This is a genomic window from Streptomyces sp. NPDC107471 (genome assembly GCF_055582845.1).
The window spans coordinates 499348-517940 of record NZ_JBVJPC010000006.1; the positions used below are offsets into that span (position 1 = coordinate 499348).

The 18593-nt window shown below is 73.0% G+C and carries 16 protein-coding genes; 8 read left to right on the forward strand and 8 right to left on the reverse strand.

Annotated elements, in window-relative coordinates:
• The first annotated feature begins 299 nt into the window (after positions 1–299).
• A complete protein-coding gene (gene cds1, locus ACZ66S_RS23370; RefSeq protein ID WP_469903456.1) occupies positions 300–1445 on the forward strand; it encodes an L-cysteine desulfhydrase Cds1 in 1146 nt (381 codons plus the stop codon).
• Between the two features lie 13 nt (positions 1446–1458).
• Here the strand turns inward: cds1 and ACZ66S_RS23375 are convergent, their stop codons facing one another.
• Both ACZ66S_RS23375 and ACZ66S_RS23380 read right to left on the reverse strand, forming a co-directional pair.
• On the reverse strand, positions 1459–1938 hold the full coding sequence (locus ACZ66S_RS23375) for an SRPBCC family protein (protein WP_469903457.1): 480 nt from the start codon (positions 1936–1938) through the stop codon (positions 1459–1461).
• Positions 1939–1988: 50 nt separating this feature from the next.
• Complete coding sequence (locus tag ACZ66S_RS23380) at positions 1989–2819, reverse strand: DeoR/GlpR family DNA-binding transcription regulator (RefSeq protein ID WP_469903458.1); 831 nt, start codon at positions 2817–2819, stop codon at positions 1989–1991.
• Between the two features lie 293 nt (positions 2820–3112).
• Here ACZ66S_RS23380 and ACZ66S_RS23385 point away from each other — a divergent pair, with 293 nt between their 5' ends.
• On the forward strand, positions 3113–5452 hold the full coding sequence (locus ACZ66S_RS23385; protein ID WP_469903459.1) for a hypothetical protein: 2340 nt from the start codon (positions 3113–3115) through the stop codon (positions 5450–5452).
• Here ACZ66S_RS23385 and ACZ66S_RS23390 read toward each other — a convergent pair.
• From ACZ66S_RS23390 to ACZ66S_RS23405, 4 genes are all read right to left on the reverse strand, one after another.
• Positions 5422–7857: a right-handed parallel beta-helix repeat-containing protein gene (locus ACZ66S_RS23390; protein ID WP_469903460.1), complete on the reverse strand. Its 2436-nt coding sequence runs from the start codon at positions 7855–7857 to the stop codon at positions 5422–5424. The two genes, ACZ66S_RS23385 and ACZ66S_RS23390, sit on opposite strands and share 31 nt — an antisense overlap.
• 111 nt (positions 7858–7968) lie before the next feature.
• Positions 7969–8574 carry an Rv1733c family protein gene (locus ACZ66S_RS23395; RefSeq protein ID WP_469903461.1) on the reverse strand — a complete coding sequence of 202 codons (606 nt, stop codon included), beginning with the start codon at positions 8572–8574 and terminating at the stop codon, positions 7969–7971.
• Positions 8575–8796: 222 nt separating this feature from the next.
• On the reverse strand, positions 8797–9624 hold the full coding sequence (locus ACZ66S_RS23400; RefSeq protein WP_469903462.1) for an MOSC domain-containing protein: 828 nt from the start codon (positions 9622–9624) through the stop codon (positions 8797–8799).
• Positions 9625–9666: 42 nt separating this feature from the next.
• A complete protein-coding gene (locus ACZ66S_RS23405) occupies positions 9667–10107 on the reverse strand; it encodes a DUF6643 family protein (RefSeq protein ID WP_469903463.1) in 441 nt (146 codons plus the stop codon).
• Between the two features lie 297 nt (positions 10108–10404).
• On the opposite strand from ACZ66S_RS23405, the gene ACZ66S_RS23410 reads away from it, so the two are divergent.
• Positions 10405–11610, forward strand: coding sequence for a TerD family protein (locus ACZ66S_RS23410; RefSeq protein ID WP_469903464.1), 1206 nt, complete (start codon positions 10405–10407; stop codon positions 11608–11610).
• A gap of 4 nt (positions 11611–11614) precedes the next feature.
• Here ACZ66S_RS23410 and ACZ66S_RS23415 read toward each other — a convergent pair whose 3' ends face one another.
• Positions 11615–12811 (reverse strand): glycosyltransferase, encoded by a 1197-nt coding sequence (locus tag ACZ66S_RS23415; protein WP_469903465.1) that lies wholly within the window; start codon positions 12809–12811, stop codon positions 11615–11617.
• Between the two features lie 39 nt (positions 12812–12850).
• On the opposite strand from ACZ66S_RS23415, the gene ACZ66S_RS23420 reads away from it, so the two are divergent.
• Both ACZ66S_RS23420 and ACZ66S_RS23425 read left to right on the forward strand, forming a co-directional pair.
• A complete protein-coding gene (locus tag ACZ66S_RS23420; protein WP_469903466.1) occupies positions 12851–13639 on the forward strand; it encodes a glutamate racemase in 789 nt (262 codons plus the stop codon).
• A gap of 91 nt (positions 13640–13730) precedes the next feature.
• Positions 13731–14279 carry a hypothetical protein gene (locus ACZ66S_RS23425; RefSeq protein WP_469903467.1) on the forward strand — a complete coding sequence of 183 codons (549 nt, stop codon included), beginning with the start codon at positions 13731–13733 and terminating at the stop codon, positions 14277–14279.
• 15 nt (positions 14280–14294) lie between these two features.
• Here the strand turns inward: ACZ66S_RS23425 and ACZ66S_RS23430 are convergent, their stop codons facing one another.
• Positions 14295–15323, reverse strand: a complete 1029-nt coding sequence (locus tag ACZ66S_RS23430; RefSeq protein WP_469903468.1) for an O-antigen ligase family protein — start codon at positions 15321–15323, stop codon at positions 14295–14297.
• 227 nt (positions 15324–15550) lie between these two features.
• Here ACZ66S_RS23430 and lnt point away from each other — a divergent pair, with 227 nt between their 5' ends.
• The 3 genes from lnt to ACZ66S_RS23445 all read left to right on the forward strand — a co-directional run bounded on the left by lnt (position 15551) and on the right by ACZ66S_RS23445 (position 18566).
• Positions 15551–17164 (forward strand): apolipoprotein N-acyltransferase, encoded by a 1614-nt coding sequence (gene lnt / locus ACZ66S_RS23435; protein WP_469903469.1) that lies wholly within the window; start codon positions 15551–15553, stop codon positions 17162–17164.
• Between the two features lie 67 nt (positions 17165–17231).
• A complete protein-coding gene (locus ACZ66S_RS23440) occupies positions 17232–17711 on the forward strand; it encodes an NUDIX hydrolase (RefSeq protein ID WP_469903470.1) in 480 nt (159 codons plus the stop codon).
• A 54-nt stretch (positions 17712–17765) separates the two neighbouring features.
• Positions 17766–18566 carry a 3-hydroxybutyrate dehydrogenase gene (locus tag ACZ66S_RS23445; protein WP_469903471.1) on the forward strand — a complete coding sequence of 267 codons (801 nt, stop codon included), beginning with the start codon at positions 17766–17768 and terminating at the stop codon, positions 18564–18566.
• Positions 18567–18593 lie beyond the last annotated feature (27 nt).

Genomic DNA, 18593 nt, shown 5'->3' on the forward strand with positions numbered 1-18593 from the left:
GGCCGAGAGCCGGCAACTCTGTCGTGATCCAGTGTGCGCGCCCCCGTCCGAGACGTCCGTCCCGCCCGGTGCAGTCTGCCCGCCACGGGCGTCGAGCACCAGTACGCATGACATCTCGCCGGGAGCGCCCGGAGCACTCGTCCGAATGCGCCCCCGCCGCCGTGTGCGGTCGCGACCCCAGGGTGCCTTTGAGGCTCTCAAAGGTGTGTTTATGCAGGTGAGAAGCGTGCGGAAGGTGTCTATGATCGAGCCATCGGCTGCGCGACGCGCTGTCGGCGCGAAGTGTTAGGAGCCCCGCCGTGAGCACCCCTCAGCAGATCCGACCCGGCGACACCCTCGACATCGACCACAGCGACACCGCCTACCGCGGCTGGCTGAAAGAGGCCGTCCGCAAGGTGCAGGCCGACGCGAACCGTTCGGCCGACACCCACCTGCTGCGCTTCCCGCTCCCGGAGCGGTGGGGCATCGACCTGTACCTCAAGGACGAGTCGACCCACCCCACCGGCAGCCTCAAGCACCGCCTCGCCCGTTCGCTGTTCCTCTACGGCCTGTGCAATGGCTGGATCCGGCCCGGCCGCCCGGTGATCGAGGCGTCCAGCGGCTCCACCGCCGTGTCCGAGGCCTACTTCGCCAAGCTGATCGGGGTGCCCTTCATCGCGGTCATGCCGCGCACGACGAGCGCCGAGAAGATCCGCCTCATCGAGTTCCACGGCGGCCGGTGCCACTTCGTGGACGACCCGCGCACCATGTACGAGGAGTCCGCCCGCCTCGCGGTGGAGACGGGCGGCCACTACATGGACCAGTTCACCTACGCGGAACGCGCCACGGACTGGCGAGGAAACAACAACATCGCCGAATCCATCTTCCGGCAACTGGAGTTGGAGCGTTTTCCGGAGCCCGCCTGGATCGTCGCCACGGCCGGCACCGGCGGCACCTCGGCGACCATCGCCCGCTACGTCCACTACATGCAGCACGACACCCGCATCTGTGTGGCCGATCCGGAGAACTCCTGTTTCTTCGAGGGCTGGAGCACCGGCGATCCGGACGTCACGTGCGACTGCGGTTCGCGCATCGAGGGCATCGGCCGGCCGCGCATGGAACCGAGCTTCGTGCCCGGGGCCGTCGACCGCATGATGAAGGTCCCGGACGCGGCGAGCGTGGCCGCGGTGCGCGCCCTGGAGCGGGCCATCGGCCGCCGCGCGGGCGGCTCGACGGGCACGGGTCTGTGGAGCGCGCTGAAGATCATCGCCGAGATGGTGGCCGAGGGACGCCGGGGGAGTGTCGTCACCCTCCTCTGCGACCCCGGCGACCGGTACCTCGACAAGTACTACTCGGACGCCTGGCTCGCCGAGCAGGGCCTCGACATCGAGCCGTACACGGCGGCGATCGCCGCACTGCTGGAGACAGGGGTCTGGCCCGGCCAGGTCGGTCCCAGCACCTCCTGAACCGAGCTCCCGGCTAGCCGGCCCGCGCCGCCAGCCGCCGGTCCAGCGTGCGGACCGCGTCCCTGAAGGCCCGTCCCAGACCGGCCCGCCCGAGCTTCGTGACCAGCCGGAACGCCACCGTGCCGTCGACGGCGAACGTCCAGCGCACCTGGGTGCCCGCTCCGGCCGGAGTCAGCCGCCACTCCTCGGCGATGGCGCGGGCGCCCGGCGCGTTGGCCACGTCGACCCGGTAGGCGTACACCTCGGGGTCCTTGGCCGCGATGATCGTCTCCTGGAAGCGCCCGCCGCCCCTGAGACGTATCTCCCGCGTCGAACCGTCCCCGGTCGAGCGGGCCAGCGTCACCGCGGAGAACCACTCCTCCCAGCCGGGAACGTCCTCGGCGAGCGCCCGGTACACCGCCTCCGGCGGCGCCGACATCTCCTGCACGAACACCATCCGTACGGGCGCGGTCCCGATGAAGTCGAGCCCCACCTCGCGCAGTTGGTGAGCCATGGCCACCCCCCCAGGTGTGAACGGGAGGAGTCACCTTAGCTGTCGCTCCGTCAGATGTCTGCACCGTCGACGAACTCGCCCGCCACGACCAGCCGCCGCAGGTGCTCGGACACCTCCGCGCGCGCCGACTCCGGCAGCCCCGCGTCCGTCACCAGCGTGTCGACCTGCTCCAGCGAGGCGAACGAACTCAGGCCCACGGTGCCCCACTTGGTGTGGTCGGCGACCACCACGACCCGCCGTGCCGACTGCACGAGCCGCCGGTTGGTCTCGGCCTCCGCGAGGTTCGGCGTCGACAGACCGGCCTCGACCGATATCCCGTGCACGCCGAGGAAGAGCACGTCGAAGTGGAGCGCCGCGATCGCCTGGTCGGCGACCGGCCCCACCAGCGAGTCGGAAGGAGTGCGCACACCGCCGGTCAGCACGACGGTCGCCGCACCCTGGCGCGGACCCGAGGTGCGCTGCGCCGCGTGGAAGACGTCGGCCACCCGCACCGAGTTGGTCACGACGGTCAGGTCCGGCACGTCGAGCAGATGGTGGGCCAGCGCGTACGTCGTCGTACCCCCCGACAGGGCGATCGCGGTGCCGGGGGCGACCAGCTCCGCCGCGGACCGCGCGATGTCCTCCTTGGCGGTCAGCTCCAGACCCGACTTCGCCTCGAAGCCCGGCTCGTGGGTGCTCGCCTCCATCACCGGGACCGCGCCGCCGTGCACCTTCTCCAGCACACCCTGGCGGGCCAGCGCGTCCAGATCACGTCGTACCGTCATGTCCGACACGCCGAGCTTGCGGGTCAGCTCGTTGACGCGCACCCCGCCTCGGCGCCGGACCTCGTCCAGGATCAGGGCGCGCCGCTGCTCCGCGAGGAGGTTCTGATTCTCACTCACGTACGCTCCGGTCCTTTCGCCTGGGCTGTCCGACACGCCCTGCGCACCCGCTCCCACAAGCACATTTTGCCCGTCCCGGGTGCGTAGGACGTCCCATACTCGCACGCGGCCCCACCGGGAGCGCCACCGACCGCCCCCACGTGCTCCCGCCACAGGGGTGACAGTCGGGTTCCGGTCGTGGCACGGATCGGGGAGATTCCGTGACGAGTGGTGTGCGCGACGCGCCGAGCGGCGATCCTTGTGCCCGCACGGACAGATGCCGACCGCGCGTCACGGGGGAAGTGCAGAAGACAGTGGAACGTGTCCCGACCACCGGCACGGACGGCTCGCCCGCCCGGCCCGAAGAATCCGCAACCGCCGCCCTGGAACTCCTGGTCCACGGAGTGGGCGGCACCACGCCCGAGAAGATGCTCGACGATCCGCGCACGGTGCGGATCACCGGTGACGGCACCGCGGCCGTCTTCCGCCGCGCCGACGACGTCGACGCCGAGAGGAGACCGCACGACGCGAGCACCGGCCCGGTCCCCGAGGCGTACGTCTGGTGCAACCTCACCTCCGGCAACGGCACCCGCGCCCTGTGGCTGCTGTTACTGCCGTTCATGGTGGTCAACCTCGCCCACTGGATGCGCCCCACCGCCCGCGGCCGCAGACGGACCGTGCGCCTGTACGGCCTCCTGGTACGGCTAGCGGGCCTGACCCTGACCGTTCTGCTGGTCGCCGCCGCCTGCGAGGTCGCCCTGGACCTCGCGGCCTGGCAGTGCGCGGGCACGCGCGCGTGCGCCGAGTCGCACACCTGGCTCGGCTTCCTGTCGCCCGACGTGTCGGACGGCGGCTGGTGGAGCCGGCCGGGCCGCCGCCTCGCCCTCGCCGCGCTGGTCCCGGCCGCCCTGACCGGCCTGCTGTGGTACCTGTCCCACCGCACCTGGAGCGACTACGAGTCCCAGCAGCCCATGTCCCGCGACCCCGAGCCGGAGGAGGACCACGAACGCACCGCGCTCGGCCGCCCCGGCTTCTGGTACGGCCGCCGCCTGGTCGCCCGCCTGCGGGCCGCGCACACCGCGGCGGGCCTGCTCACCATCGCCGCGGCGGTCAGTTCCACGGCGGCCCGCTTCGACCGCGCCCCGGGCGGCCCCGCGCTCCTCGACACGCTGGGCCTGCTTCTGCAGACCGGTCTGGTGGCCGGCGGGATCGCCGTCGTCTGGGTGGTGTGCCGCCGCGGCCGCAGCGAGAAGTACCTGGACCGGCAGCTCGACCCGCATCTCGTACGACGCCTGCCGCTCGCCGCACTCGTCCTGCTCGCCCTCGCCGCGGTGTACGCCGGCTGGGAGCGGCCGGGATGGCAGTCGCACGGCCGGCTGTCGGGGGACGCCACCTTCGGCGGAATCGCCTTCGTGCAGGGCCTCCTGGTTGTCGCCCTGGCCGTGGTAGCCCACCTGCTGTACCGCACGCGTCCCGACCCGCGCGCGGCGATGCGCGGCCTGGCCGGACCCGCCGTGGCGACGCTGGCCTGCGCCCTGGGCGGTGTGATGTCCGGCGGCGTCTCCCAGCGCGTGGCGGACTGGCTGGACGGCACCGGCGCCACCATCCCGGGCCCGCCGGTCCTGCTGACCTGGCAGGCGTCCGTGATCCCGCTGGTCCTCCTGGTGCTGCTGGGGCACTGCGCCTGGCTCGGCCGGCGCACCTGGCGCGCCGGCCTGGCCCAACTGGACACCGTCGAGAGCGACTACCCCGAGGAGCCCAAGGACGCGGCCCGCACCCGTCGTATCGCCCGTACCCGCGCGATGGCGGCGCTGACGGACCGGGGGCCCCGCCTGCTCGGAGTGACATCGGCCAGCACCCTCCTCCTCGGCGCCGGAGCGCTCGTCGGAGCCCTGACGTCCCGCAGGACACCGGCCAGGGCCGCCGAGGGGACGTACGCCTTCGTGCAGAGCGCCGCCGACACCGCGCAGGCACTCGGCTCCTGGCTGATCGGGCTCGGCTTCATCCTGTTCGTCACCTGGGGCCGCCGCGCCTACAAGGACCCCTCCGCGCGCCGGACCATCGGCATCCTCTGGGACGTGGGCACCTTCTGGCCGCGCGCCGCCCACCCCTTCGCCCCGCCCTGCTACGCCGAGCGCGCGGTACCGGACCTGACCTGGCGGATCGCCACCTGGACCCGGACCACGCGGGGCCGGCTGGTCATCTCGGGACACTCCCAGGGCAGCGTCCTGGCGGCCTCGGCGGCCTGGCAACTGGAGCCGTCCGTCCGCAAGCGGGTCGCCCTGCTGACCTACGGCTCCCCGCTGGAGCGCCTCTACGGCCGCTGGTTCCCGGCCCACTTCGGCCCGGCCGCGCTCACGGCCCTCCACCACGACGTGGACTGCTGGCGCAACCTCTACCGGCTCACCGACCCGATCGGCGGCCCCGTCCGGCTGCCCGGCGACTGCGGCCCCGCGGTGGACCGCGAGCCCCTCATGGACCCGCTCGCCTACGGCCGTACCGAGCTGCACCCGCTGCCCGCGCCGATCCTCGGCCACTCCGACTACCAGGCCGACCCGGTCTTCGCCGAGGAGCGGGCGAGACTGCTGGGCCGGCTCCAGCCGGACGTGCCGGGCCCGCGGTCTCAGGACGAGCCGGGCAGGTCCTCGGCGTAGAGCAGGGTCAGATCGTCCGTGGTCGGGTCGTCCACCTGGGCGACCCGGCTCGCGTGCCGCTCCACCATCGCCTCGAAGGTCTGGCGCGCGGTACGGCCGTTGCCGAAGGCGGGACCCTTGGGCAGCACCGTGAAGTACTTCAGCAGGGCCTCCGAGGCACCCGGCGCCAGCCGGTACTCGTGCTCCTCGGCCTGCTGCTCCACGATGCTGAGGAGTTCGTCCGGGTCGTAGTCGCTGAAGGTGATGGTCCGTGAGAAGCGGGACGCCACACCGGGGTTGACCGAAAGGAACCGCTCCATCTCGGCGGTGTAGCCCGCGACGATCACCACGACCGCGTCCCGGTGGTCCTCCATCAGCTTCACCAGCGTGTCGATGGCCTCCTTGCCGAAGTCCCGGCCCGAGTCCTCCGGCGACAGCGCGTACGCCTCGTCGATGAACAGCACACCGCCGCGCGCCCGGTCGAAGGCCTCCTGGGTGCGGATCGCCGTGGAACCGATGTGCTCGCCGACCAGGTCGACCCGGGACACCTCGACGAGATGCCCCTTCTCCAGCACCCCGAGGGAGGCGAGGATCTCGCCGTACAGCCGGGCGACCGTCGTCTTGCCGGTGCCGGGGGAGCCGGTGAAGACCAGATGGCGCTTGACGGAGGCCGCCTTGAGGCCCGCCTGCTGGCGTCGCCGGCCCACCTCGATCATGTCGGTGAGCGCCCGCACCTCGCGCTTGACGCTGTCCAGGCCCACCAGGGCGTCGAGTTCCCCGAGGACGTCCTTCGAGGTGCGCGCGGGCTTCGCCGGCTCGGCGGGGGCGGCCGGCGGCTCCGGGTCGGCCGCGCGCTGCCCGGGGATCGACCCTAGCAGACCGGCGGAGCGGGACTCCGTCTGCACGACCGTCTCCCGGGCCGCGGGCGGGGTCAGGCCGCCGCTCTCGTCGCTGGTGCAGTCCTCGACGACGGGACCCGCTCCGGCGGCCGCGTCCGGGACGTCCGCGAACTCGTAACCCCCGCGCGCACAGCGCTCGGTGCGGCACTTCCTGAGCGTCGCACGGCAGCCGTCTATCACGTGGAAGCCGTACCCGCCGCTGCCCGTCACCCGGCAGTTCAGGAAGCTGCCGCGGCCGCCCGCCGACACGTAGAAGCCGGCCTCGGCGGGGGAGTCGACCGTGCACCGCTCGATCGTCGGGTCGGCGCCCTTGGTGACGATCACTCCGGTCTGGGTGCCGTCCACCGTGCAGCCGTTGAGGGTGCCGCCGCTGCCGTGGTCACGGAACCAGGCCCCGGTCGCCGCGTCCCGGATCCGGCAGTCGTCGAGCTGCGCGGTGGCCCCGTCGCTCACCGACACGGCGGTGTTGCGCACCTGGGAGATGTCGCTGTCGACGACGTCCGCGCGGGAGCCGCGGTCCAGCACGAAAAGGGCGTCCGGCACGTCGTGCACCCGGCAGGAGTCCAGTACGGCGGTGGCGCCGTCGCTGACCCAGACGGCCGGGTAGTCGCCGGTGCTGTCGAAGATCTCGCACTGGTTGGCGTCCACGCGGGTGCCCGGGTCCCACACCGACAGGCCGTTGCGCCCGAACTGACGGACCGTCGTGCGGGTCAGCGTCAGCACCGAGCGGGAACGCAGGTCGACCGCGTTCTCCGGGATGTCGTGGATGCGGCAGTCGGCCAGGGTCAGCACCGCGTCGGTGTCGAGCGTGACGCCGTCGGCGGTGGTGCGGTGCACATCGCAGTCGGTGAGGTGCGCGGTGGCCCGGCCGGTGATCTGCACCCCGCTGCCGCGGACCTCGTAGATCTCGCAACCCACGGCCTCCAGCGCGGAGTTCTCGCCGGTCGCCGCGAGTCCCGCGCCCGCGGTGTGGTGGATGCGGCAGCGCTCCAGGCGGGGGTGGGCACCGCCGCGCACCGCGACGCCGGACTGGCCGGCCGCCACGACCTCGCACTCCTCGAACACCCCGCCTGCGCCGTCCAGTACGGCGATGCCGATGCCGGCCGGGTTGTCGACGGTGCAGCGCCGCACGGTCGGGCGGGCACCGCCGCGCACCTCTATGCCGGCCGCGGACCGCGTGACGACCCGGATGTCGGCGAGCTCCGGTGTGCCCTCCTCGACGAGCAGGGCGGGCGCGGCCGCGTCCTGGCCCTCCACGTGCAGGTCCTGCACCACGGCGGAGGCGCGCACGGTCAACGGCACCCCGTCCACGGGGGCGATCCGCACGGAACCGGGCGATCCCTCGGGGCCGCGCAGGGTCACCGCCCGCTGCACGACGAGGTTCTCCCGGTAGGTGCCGGGCGCGATCGTCAGGACGTCCCCGTCCGCCGCGGCCTCCAGGGCAGCGGCGAGCGACGCGTACTCACCCGTGCGGCGCCGCCACCGCGATGTGCCGGTGTGCGTCACCTGGACCGTGCCCTGTGCCATGGCGTTGCTGTGCCCCCACCTCGTAGTACGCGGGTTCGTGCTGCCGAGGAACCTCGGCCGGTCCACCGTAGCGTGCGCGCGGGTGGTGGGTTGACCAGAGCCGTGAGGCCGTCAGCTCCCGGTGCCGGTACGGCCCCAGTCCGGGCCCGCGCGGTCCCAGGCCTGGTCCCAACGGGCGTACCGGCGGCGGACCATGCGCCAGACGGCGAGCCGTCTGGCGCCCTCGATCAGGCCCGCGGTCAGCAGGGCCGCCCCGACGCCCGCGAGGACGGCGTGGGTGGTGGCGGTGGCGGGGTCCAGCGGGCGGGCCACTGTGCGGCCGTGGAGGTCCGTCCACAGGGTGAAGCGGTCGCCGTGGTGCGGGGTCTCCAGGGCGGCCAGGACGGTGCCGTGGTGCTTGCTGCCGTCCGGGGCGCTCCAGTCGGCCACCACGCGGGTGCGCAGATCCCGCCCCGAGGCGGCTTCAGGTTCGGCGTCCAGCGGCGACCGGTCCAGTGCGCGGACCACGGTCGCCGTCACCAGCCGCCGGGAGTCCTGCTGTTCACGGACCGAGCGTTGGAGCGCGCCCTGGGCCGCGGTCCCGGTGACGGCGCCGAGCACCGGTCCGACGACCAGGATCAGCAGCAGGGCCACGAGGCCGGCCCAGGCCTCCGCCAGATCGGTCCCACGGCACAGCGGGTTGCGCCGCCAACGCCAGAGTCCGCTGATCGCTCGCACCGTCCGCACCCCCTTCCCGCTCCGTGATAACCCCGGAGGAGTCGTCCACGCGCGGGACCGGCCCAAGAGAGAGCGAAATCACCTGCGGCCGGGTCCTCTCAAGAACTCCTCACGAAGGCTCCAACGTGCGGGCCCCCGGGCGGTGTTCCCGCGGCCCGGGCCGGGGTGGATCTCCGACGTCACCTCGTCTCCCGGCCGCCGCGTCGACCCTGCGCCCGCGCCCTATTCGAGGATCGTGACGGGGTCGCCGACCCGGATCGTGCCACTGGTGCGGGGCACCAGGTTCTGGCCGAAGACGAGCTTGCCGCCGAGACGCCGGTGCCGGCCCAGGCTGTGCAGGGGCTCCTTGCCGCGGACGGCCCGGTCCTGGTCGGTGGTGGTCACCACGCACCGCCCGCACATCTTGGCCACCCGGAAGGTGACCTCCCCGATGGCGACGAGAGACCAGTCGTCCTCGGCCCAGGCTTCGGCGCCGCCCACGACGACGTTCGGCCGGAAGCGGTTCATGGGCAGCGGGCCCTCGGCCGCGTGCGGGCCTTCGGAGATCCGGGAGTTGAGGGCGTCGAGGGAGCTCGCGGAGGTGAGCAGCAGCGGGTATCCGTCGGCGAAGGTGACGGTCTCGCCCGGCAGCGCGTACTCGGGCTCGACCGGCCGGCGGGTGGCGGGATCGTCCATGTGGACCAGGAGGGTGCGCGCCCCGAGGTACTCGCTGCACCACGCGTGCGCGGCCTCGTCGGCGGCGGGCACGCCCTCGATCTTGTCCCCGAAGAGGTCCAGCGTGACGGTCTCACCGGGCTCGGGCACCGCCACGGTCAGCGGCTCCATGCCGGGCGCCGACAGCACGACGCCGCCGCCGGGCATGAGCTCGGCGGCGGCCAGTGCGAGGCGTGGCTGCTGTCGTTGGGTGACGACCTTTCCCCCGTCGTCTACCAGCGCCCAGCGCCGGTCACCGGCCAGCCCCCAGGGCTCCACCTCGGCCTCCCGGAGCGCAAGAGCCCGGAACGCCTTGACCGGATGGACATGAATCGACAGCAGTTGCGTATTCCCCATGGGGCCATCGTGCCAGGCGGCACCGACAGCCCGGGAGGGGAATCAGTACCCGCGGTACTGCTGGTTGTTGTACGGGTCCTGGTAGGGGGCAGCCGGAGCGGGCCGGGGAGCCGCGGGGCGCATCGCCTCGTAGCCGGTGGCCATGCCGGGGCCGGCCGGACGCTGCTGGTACTGCTGCGGGCCGGGATAACCGCGGGGCGCGGCGGCCTGCTGCGGGATGTACGCCGCGGGCGCCTGCTGCAGCGGCGCGGGCTGCTGCATCTGCGGGTAGCCGTAGGCGGACTGGGAGGGGCCCGCGGGGAGGGCGGGCAGCGCGGACGGCAGCGCGGGCAGGTGGCTTGCCGGGACGTCGTACGCGGCCGGGACCCGGATCGGGGCGATCTGCGGGGTGCCCCGCTCGGCCACGAGTGAGTCGTAGATCGGAGTGTCCGGGAAGGAGGCGGAGTAGTAGCCGCCGCCATAAGTGGAGCGGGGGGAGGTCATGGCACATAAGTTAAGCCCACGATGTGCTGGTTGGGGAGACCGATAAGAGGGTTGTTTTCCGTGTCGGCAGTGACCTGGGACCCCCAATGCGAGCGAACTCGGCAAAAAAGGACGCCAATCCGGGTCCCATCCCGGTAAAGGCCGAGTTCCGAGCGGGTTACCGAGGGTTGACCGGCGATCTTCCTGTCCGCGGGATGGGAGTTCGCTGTCCCCGGGGAATAGGTTGAGCGGGTAGAACTCGAAGGATCGCCGGGGCGCGTCCTGGCCTGCCGACACCCGATGGGGGCGGACATGTCAATGCCGAAAGGATCAAACGCTCCGGTGCCCACCACGGCACTGCGCGTCGAATTGGGCTGGCGCACCGGTCCGGGGATCCCCGACGCGGATGCCTCGGCCCTGCTGCTCGTCGGCGGAAAGGTCCGCTCCGACGCCGACTTCGTCTTCTACAACCAGCCGCAGCACTCCTCGGGGGCCGTCCGCCACGAGGGCAAACGGACCGACGGCGGCCGGGTGACCGACACCCTGCTCGTGGATCTCGCGCGCGTGGAGCCGTCGGTGGAGACCGTCGTACTGGCCGCTTCCGCGGACGGCGGGACCTTCGCCCGCATCCCCGATCTTTACATCGAGGTGCGGGATGCGGCCCGCGATGAGGTGGTGGCGCGCTTCGACAGTACGGGTGCGACCGTAGAAACCGCTTTCGTCCTCGGGGAGTTCTATCGGCGTCAGGGTGTTTGGAAATTCCGTGCCGTCGGTCAGGGCTACGACAGCGGACTCGAAGGACTGGCAACGGACTTCGGGATCACCGTGGACGAACCCCAGCGGACGGCACCGGTGGAGCCGCCGCCCGCCCCTTCGGCGCCCCCGGTCCGCCTCTCGAAAATCACCCTGACCAAGTCGGCTCCCTCCGTGTCCCTCGCCAAACAGGGCGGCAGCTCGGGCGCGATGCGGGTGAACCTCAACTGGCAGGTGCGCAAGCAGTTCTCGGGCTGGGGCAGCAAGCGCGGCCGCGCGGTGGCCATGCACGCCGACCTCGACCTCGACCTGTGCGCGCTGTACGAACTCGCCGACGGCCGCAAGGGAGTCGTACAGGCGCTGGGCAACGCCTACGGAGCCCTGCACCAGCCGCCGTACATCCACCTCGACGGCGACGACCGCACCGGGGCCGTCGCGAGCGGCGAGAACCTCACCGTGAACCTCGACCACAAGCGGGACTTCCGGCGCATCCTCGTCTTCGTGACGATCTACGAAGGAGCGCGTTCCTTCGCCGACCTGCACGCCACGGTCACCCTCCAGCCGCAGTACGGCGCCCCGATCGACTTCTCCCTCGACGAGTGCACCGTGCCCTCGACGGTGTGCGCGCTGGCCCTGATCACCGCCACCGGCGACGACCTGGTCGTCCAGCGCGAGGCCCGCTACCTGGTGCCCGAACGCGGCGTGAGCCCGCAGCGGACCGTGGACCAGGTCTACGGCTGGGGGATGAACTGGACGCCGGGCCGCAAGTGAGCGCTCAGCGCTCCTCTCCGACGACGGCGTCCGGGCGTGCGTAGGTGCGGCCCTTCCAGGCCGCGCCGCGCCCCCGGTAGTGCTGCACCGCCGAGTCGACCGTCATGAGGAGATAGAGGAACGCGGTGAACGGCAGCAGGGGAGCGAGCCACAGCGGCTGCCGGTAGTAGCGCAGCATCGGGACGTACGTCCCCGTCATCACCAGCCAGGCGAGAGCACCGAGCGCGGCCGTCGCCGCGCTGCCGGCCACCGCACCCGTGACGACGGCGGCCGGCGGCACCAGATAGACCAGCGCGAGCCCGATCACCGTGCCCAGCAGCACCAGCGGGTTGTGGCGGAGCTGGGCGTACGCACTGCGCGACACCATCCGCCACAGGTCGTGCAGTCGGGGATAGGGACGCACGCTGTCCACCCGCTCCGCGAGGCCCAGCCAGATGTGGCCGCCGCCCCCCTTGACCGCCCGCGCGAGGGCCACGTCGTCGATGACGGCGTGCCGGATGGCGTCCGGGATCCGCGCCCGCTCGGCCGCCTCGGCGCGCAGCAGGACGCAGCCGCCCGCCGCGGCCGCCGTCCGGGCCCCCCTCCTGCCGATCCGGCGGAACGGATAGAGCTGCGCGAAGAAGTAGACGAACGCCGGCACCACGAGCCGCTCCCACAGGCTCTCCACCCGCAGCCGGGCCATCTGCGAGACGACGTCGAAGCCCCCGGCGTGCGCCGCGGCCACCAGTCGCCGCAGACTGTCCGGCCCATGGGCGATGTCGGCGTCCGTCAGCAGCAGGTACTCGGGCCCACGCGCGCGTGCCAGCCCGATGCCGTGCCGCACGGCCCACAGCTTGCCCGTCCAGCCGGCCGGGGGCTCACCCGGCGAGGACACGGTCAGCGGCAGTCCGCCGTGCCGGTGCGCCAGTTCGCGTGCCAGCTCCCCGGTGCCGTCGGAACTGCCGTCGTCGACGAGGAAGACCTCCGCCCGCCCCGGGTAGACCTGGGCGAGGAGGGAGGGAAGGCTCGCGGGCAGCACCTCGGCCTCGTCGCGAGCCGGCACCACCACCGCCACGAAGGGCCAGCACTCGGGATCCCGTTCCGGTGGCAGCCGTACGTCCGTGCGCCAGAAGAAGCCCTGGCAGAGCAGCAGCCACCACCAGGCGGCGAGGGATACGGCGGCGGTCCACGCGATGGCGCTCACGCGCGCAGTCTGCCCCACGGAACCGGCCCGCAAGGGCTCATCGTCTATCGTGGCCGGGTGAAGATCGCGCTCTTGGACTCCGGAATCGGTCTGCTGGCGGCGACCGCCGCGGTACGGCGACTGCGCCCCGACGCCGATCTCGTGCTCTCCCTCGACCCCGACGGCATGCCGTGGGGCCCCCGCACCCCGGACGACATCGTCGGGCGCGCCCTGGGTCTGGCCGAGGCCGCCGCCGCCCACGGTCCCGAGGCCCTGATCATCGGCTGCAACACCGCCACCGTGCACGCCCTGAGCGCCCTGCGCGCCCGGCTCGAACCGGACCTGCCGGTCATCGGGACCGTGCCCGCGATCAAGCCCGCCGCGGCGGCCGGTGGCCCCTTCGCCATCTGGGCGACCCCCGCCACCACCGGCAGCCCGTACCAGCGCGGGCTCCTCGCGGAGTTCGCCGACGGGGTGCGGGCCACCGAGGTGCCCTGCCACGGCCTCGCCGAGGCGGTGGAGCACGCCGACGAGGCGGCCGTCGACGCCGCCGTCGCCGCGGCCGCCGCCCTCACCCCCGCGGACGTCACGACCGTCGTCCTGGGCTGCACCCACTACGAACTCGTCGCCGAGCGCATCCGCGCCGCCGTGCAGCGCCCCGGGCAGCCGCCGCTCGTCCTGCACGGCTCCGCCGGAGCGGTCGCCGCCCAGGCGCTGCGCCGGATCGGCGAGCAGCCGGCGCCCGACGCCGCGCCCACCGGCACCCTCACGGTGCTGCTGAGCGGACGCGAGGGTGCCGCCCTGCCCGCGCCCGCCCTGGCCTATGCGGAGGGCCGGCTGCTGCGGACGGCCACTCCCGCCCGCTGACGGCCGCGAGGCGGCCGGAAAGCCCCCACTCGGAGCAGTCACTCAGTGCGACGACCTACCCGCAGGGCGAAACCTGAGTAATCTCGTAGGCATGAGGGAGCACCTCCACGGCGAGCACTCCTCGCACCACACCGACGTCTGGACCGGCCGCGCATCCAACCGGATCCAGTGGCTGCTGGCGCTCGGGGGCGCCGCGATCGTGGCGCTCGGCATCGAACTCGCCGTCGACTCGGCGTGGACCTCCGGCGCCGCCCCGCTCGTCATGTCCGTGGTCGGCTGCATCGCGGCCGGACTGCTGGTCCTCTTCCTCACGCTCGCCTTCGTCCACGTCGCCCTCCGGGTCGACATGGACTCCCTGGAGGTGCGCTGCGGCCACATCGGTGTGCCGCGCCGCCGCATCCCGCTGGCACATGTCGCCGGAGCCGAGTTCGTCCCGCACGTGACCCCGCGGCACTGGGGCGGCTGGGGCTACCGCTGGCGCCCCGAGAAGGGCACCGCCGTCGTCGTGCGCCGGGGTGAGGGCCTGGTCCTCCAGCTCTGGGACGGCCACACGTTCACGGTCACCGTGGACGACGCGGAGGCCGCCGTACGCATCATCCGCGACCGGCTGCGGCCCAGGGCCGCGGGGCCGCGGCACTGAGACCCGGCCGGTCCGTCACGTTCGGGCCGGCTCGTCGGAGAGCGGGTGGGCCGTCGCCTGCCCCGCGAGGAACCCGACACCCACCGCCACCATCGTGAAGCTCAGCGCGTTGCCGACCGCGGCGATCGCCGCCAGTGCCGTCAGGGCCGCGCCCGCGGTGAGCACCACCGGTGTGGCGCGGGGCGAGCGCCACAGCGCGTAGAGCAGCCAGCAGAACGCCGCCGCCAGCAGCAGCACCCCGGTCACCCCCTGCTCGGCGGCCATCTGCAACGGTGCCGAGTGCGGCTTCCCGTCGGGCTGCAAGGACTGGGCCGCCGTCGTGCTGAGCTCCCCGAAGCGGCCGGGACCCACGCCGAGGGCGGTGTCCTCGCGGGCCAGGTGGAGGGCGTCGTGCCACAGGTCGATCCGGTGCGGGGTGAGTCGGCCGCGCAGTGCCTCGGCGAGCCCGTCCGGCACCGCGTTCGCGGCCATCGCCCAGGTCAGGCCGGTCACCGCGGTCGCGGTGACGACGAGACCGGCGATGCCCGCACCGCGGTGGCGCATCCGGCCCGCGGCGAGCGAGCAGAGCAGCACCGCCGTGCAGGTGATCAGCCCGGGCACCGAACCGAGGACGGCCGAGGCCACCGCGATGCCCGTGGCCAGCAGCCGCAGCAGCGCCCGCAGACCGGCGGAGCCGGTGCTCCAGGCGGCGCAGCACGCGGCGCCCGTGGCGAGCGTGGTCAGGGCGGCCGTGGCCCCGGCGTGCCCCAGCGGACCGACGATCTCCGGGCCGGGCGCGAGACGGGGCAGCCCGACCGTCAGACCCAGTCCGGTCAGGGCGGCGGCGCTCGGGGCGGCGACCGGCAGCAGCGCCCCTGAGATCCGGCCGGCGGCATAGCCCGCGGCGACCGCCAGCAGGGCGAGCAGCACACCCTCCGGACGCCCGTCGTGCGCGGCCGCGGTGATCAGCGACCAGGCGGCACAGGCGCCCAGCACCAGGACACCCACCACGTCAGAAACGTTTCGTCTGTCGCCGTCCTCATCGGCACCGGCCACAGTCGTCATCCCCGTGGAACCCACCCCGCCCCCCGCAACACCGGTCCCCCGACCTGTGGCCCCGCCGCCCGTACGCGCTCGGCCCGTACGGCGGGGACTCCGGCACACCGTAACCGCTGATGGGCGATTTGTGGACGAGTTGTGCGGGATCACGCGGCCCGGACCGGTGCCCGGGGCCGCGCTCGGCGGGCGGACCGCGCTGTGGACGCCGAGGTCAACCGCCGTACACTCCCGGAGTGACCGTCACCGCAACTTCCGTGGACGAGTCGGACCGGCTGGCACCGCAGTCCGCGCCCGCCTCCCGCTGGGCCGCCCGGCTCCGCCGTCTCGTCCCGGCCGCCGCAGCGGCGCTCTCCGGAGTGCTGCTCTACGTCAGTTTCCCGCCCCGCACCCTGTGGTGGCTGGCCCTGCCCGCCTTCGCCGTCCTCGGCTGGGTGCTGCGCGGCCGTGGCTGGAAGGCGGCGTTCGGTCTCGGTTATCTCTTCGGCCTGGGCTTCCTGCTGCCGCTTCTCGTCTGGACCGGCGTAGAGGTCGGTCCCGGGCCCTGGCTCGCCCTGGTGGCGATCGAGGCGATCTTCGTCGCGCTGGTCGGCGTGGGCATCGCCGCCGTCTCCAGGCTCCCCGGCTCGCCGGTGTGGGCGGCCGCCGTGTGGATCGCCGGGGAAGCGGCACGCGCGCGTGCGCCGTTCCACGGCTTCCCCTGGGGCAAGGTCGCGTTCGGTCAGGCCGACGGCGTCTTCCTGCCCCTCGCCGCGGTGGGCGGCACCCCCGTCCTGGGCTTCGCCGTCGTACTGTGCGGCTTCGGGCTGTACGAGCTCGTGCGGCTGCTCGTGGAGCGGCGCGGGACGGGGACCGTACGGCGTCCGGCGGCGGCCGTGGCCCTGCTGAGCGTGGCCGTTCCCTTCGTCGGGGCGTTCGCGGCCCGGACCCTGGTGAGCGACAAGGCCGAGGACGGCACCGTGACCGTCGCGGCCATCCAGGGCAACGTGCCGCGCGCGGGGCTGGAGTTCAACGCCCAGCGGCGGGCCGTGCTCGAGTACCACGCGCGCGAGACCGAGCGGCTGGCCGCCGAGGTGAAGGCCGGCAGGATCGCGAAGCCGGACATCGTGCTGTGGCCGGAGAACTCCTCCGACGTCGACCCCTACACCGACGCCGAGGCGGCCGCGGTCATCGAACAGGCGGCCAAGGCCGTCGACGCGCCGATCTCCGTCGGCGGTGTCGTCGAGCGGGACGGCAAGCTCTACAACGAGCAGATCCTGTGGGACCCGGTCAAGGGCCCCACCGACACCTACGACAAGCGGCAGATCCAGCCGTTCGGCGAGTACCTGCCGCTGCGCTCCCTCGTCGGCGCGATCAACAAGAACTGGACCTCCATGGTCCGCCAGGACTTCAGCCGGGGCACGAAGCCGGGTGTCTTCCAGATGGCCAACGCCAAGGTCGGCCTGGTCACCTGTTACGAGGCCGCCTTCGACTGGGCCGTGCGCTCCGAGGTGACCGACGGCGCGCAGCTCATCTCCGTGCCCAGTAACAACGCGACCTTCGACCGCAGCGAGATGACCTACCAGCAGCTCGCCATGTCCCGGGTGCGCGCCGTGGAGCACAGCCGGACCGTCACCGTGCCGGTGACCAGCGGCGTCAGCGCGATCATCATGCCGGACGGCAGGATCACCCAGAAGACCGGCATGTTCGTCGCCGACTCGCTGGTGCAGAAGGTGCCGCTGCGCTCGACGCAGACCCCGGCGACCCGGCTCGGCATCCTGCCCGAGATGGCCCTGGTGCTGGTCGCCGCGGGCGGGCTCGGCTGGGCGATCGGCTCGGGCCTGCGCGGGCGTCGCACCCAGGACGCGTGACCGTACGCCGGTCCCGCGCCCCCCGGAAGATCACCAGGGTGTCCTCGACGCCGGTTAGGGTCGCTGCATGGCTACCCCTGACTTCATCCGCACCCTTCGGACGTCCATCGGTCACGACCCCCTCTGGCTCCCCGGCGTCAGCGCCGTCGTCCTCGACGACGAGGGCAGAGTGCTGCTCAACCGCCGTTCGGACACCCGCAAGTGGTCGCTGATCGGCGGCATCCCGGACCCGGGGGAGCAGCCCGCGGCCTGTGCCGTGCGCGAGGTCGAGGAGGAGACGGGCGTGCACTGCGCCGTCGAGCGGGTGATCGTCGTCCAGGCGCTCAAGCCCGTGACGTACGAGAACGGCGACGTCTGCCAGTACATGGACATCACGTTCCGCTGCCGGGCCCTCGGCGGCGAGGCACGGGTCAACGACGACGAGTCGCTGGACGTGGGGTGGTTCGCGGTGGACGCCCTGCCGGATCTGAACGAGTTCGGGGCGCTGCGGATCAAGCAGGCGCTGATGGACGCACCCACATGGTTCGACCCCACGACTTCCGAGTGAAGTATGGGGCCTGACCATATGTGGTCGGCTCGGGGCGCTGCCTAGGGTCGAACCATGACCGGCAGCAGCGCCCTCCCGGGCCCCCACGCCCCCACGCTCGACCTCGGCGGCCGCACCGCCCTCGTCACCGGCGCCGCCGGCGGCATCGGCCGCGCCTGTGCGCTGCGGCTTGCCGCCGCCGGGGCCAAGGTGAGAGCGGTCGACCGGGACGCCGCCGGTCTGGAGGCGCTCGCCGAACGCGCCGCGGGCCTGGCGGGCACCGTCGAACCGCGCGTCCTCGACCTCACCGACCTGGACGCCGCCGAGCACGCCGCCGCCGGCACCGACGTCCTCGTCAATAACGCCGGCCTCCAACTGGTGCGTCCCATCGAGGAGTTCCCGCCCGAGGTGTTCCACACGGTGCTCACCGTGATGCTGGAGGCGCCGTTCCGCCTGATCCGCGGCGCCCTGCCGCACATGTACGGGCAGGGGTGGGGGCGGATCGTCAACGTGTCCTCGGTGCACGGTCTGCGCGCCTCGGCCTACAAGGCCGCCTACGTGGCCGCCAAGCACGGTCTGGAGGGCCTGTCCAAGACGGCGGCCCTCGAAGGCGCCCCCCACGGCGTGACCTCGAACTGTGTGAACCCCGCCTATGTGCGCACCCCACTGGTCGAGCGGCAGATCACCGACCAGGCCCGGGCGCACGGCATCCCCGAGGAACGCGTGGTGTCCGAGGTGCTGCTCCAGGACAGCGCGCTCAAGCGGCTCATCGAGCCGGAGGAGGTCGCCGAGGCCGTGGCCTACCTGTGCGGCCCGCAGGCGTCCTTCGTCACCGGCACGTCACTCGTCCTCGACGGCGGCTGGACCGCGCACTGAGCGGCACCGGACCGGAGTTTTCCACAG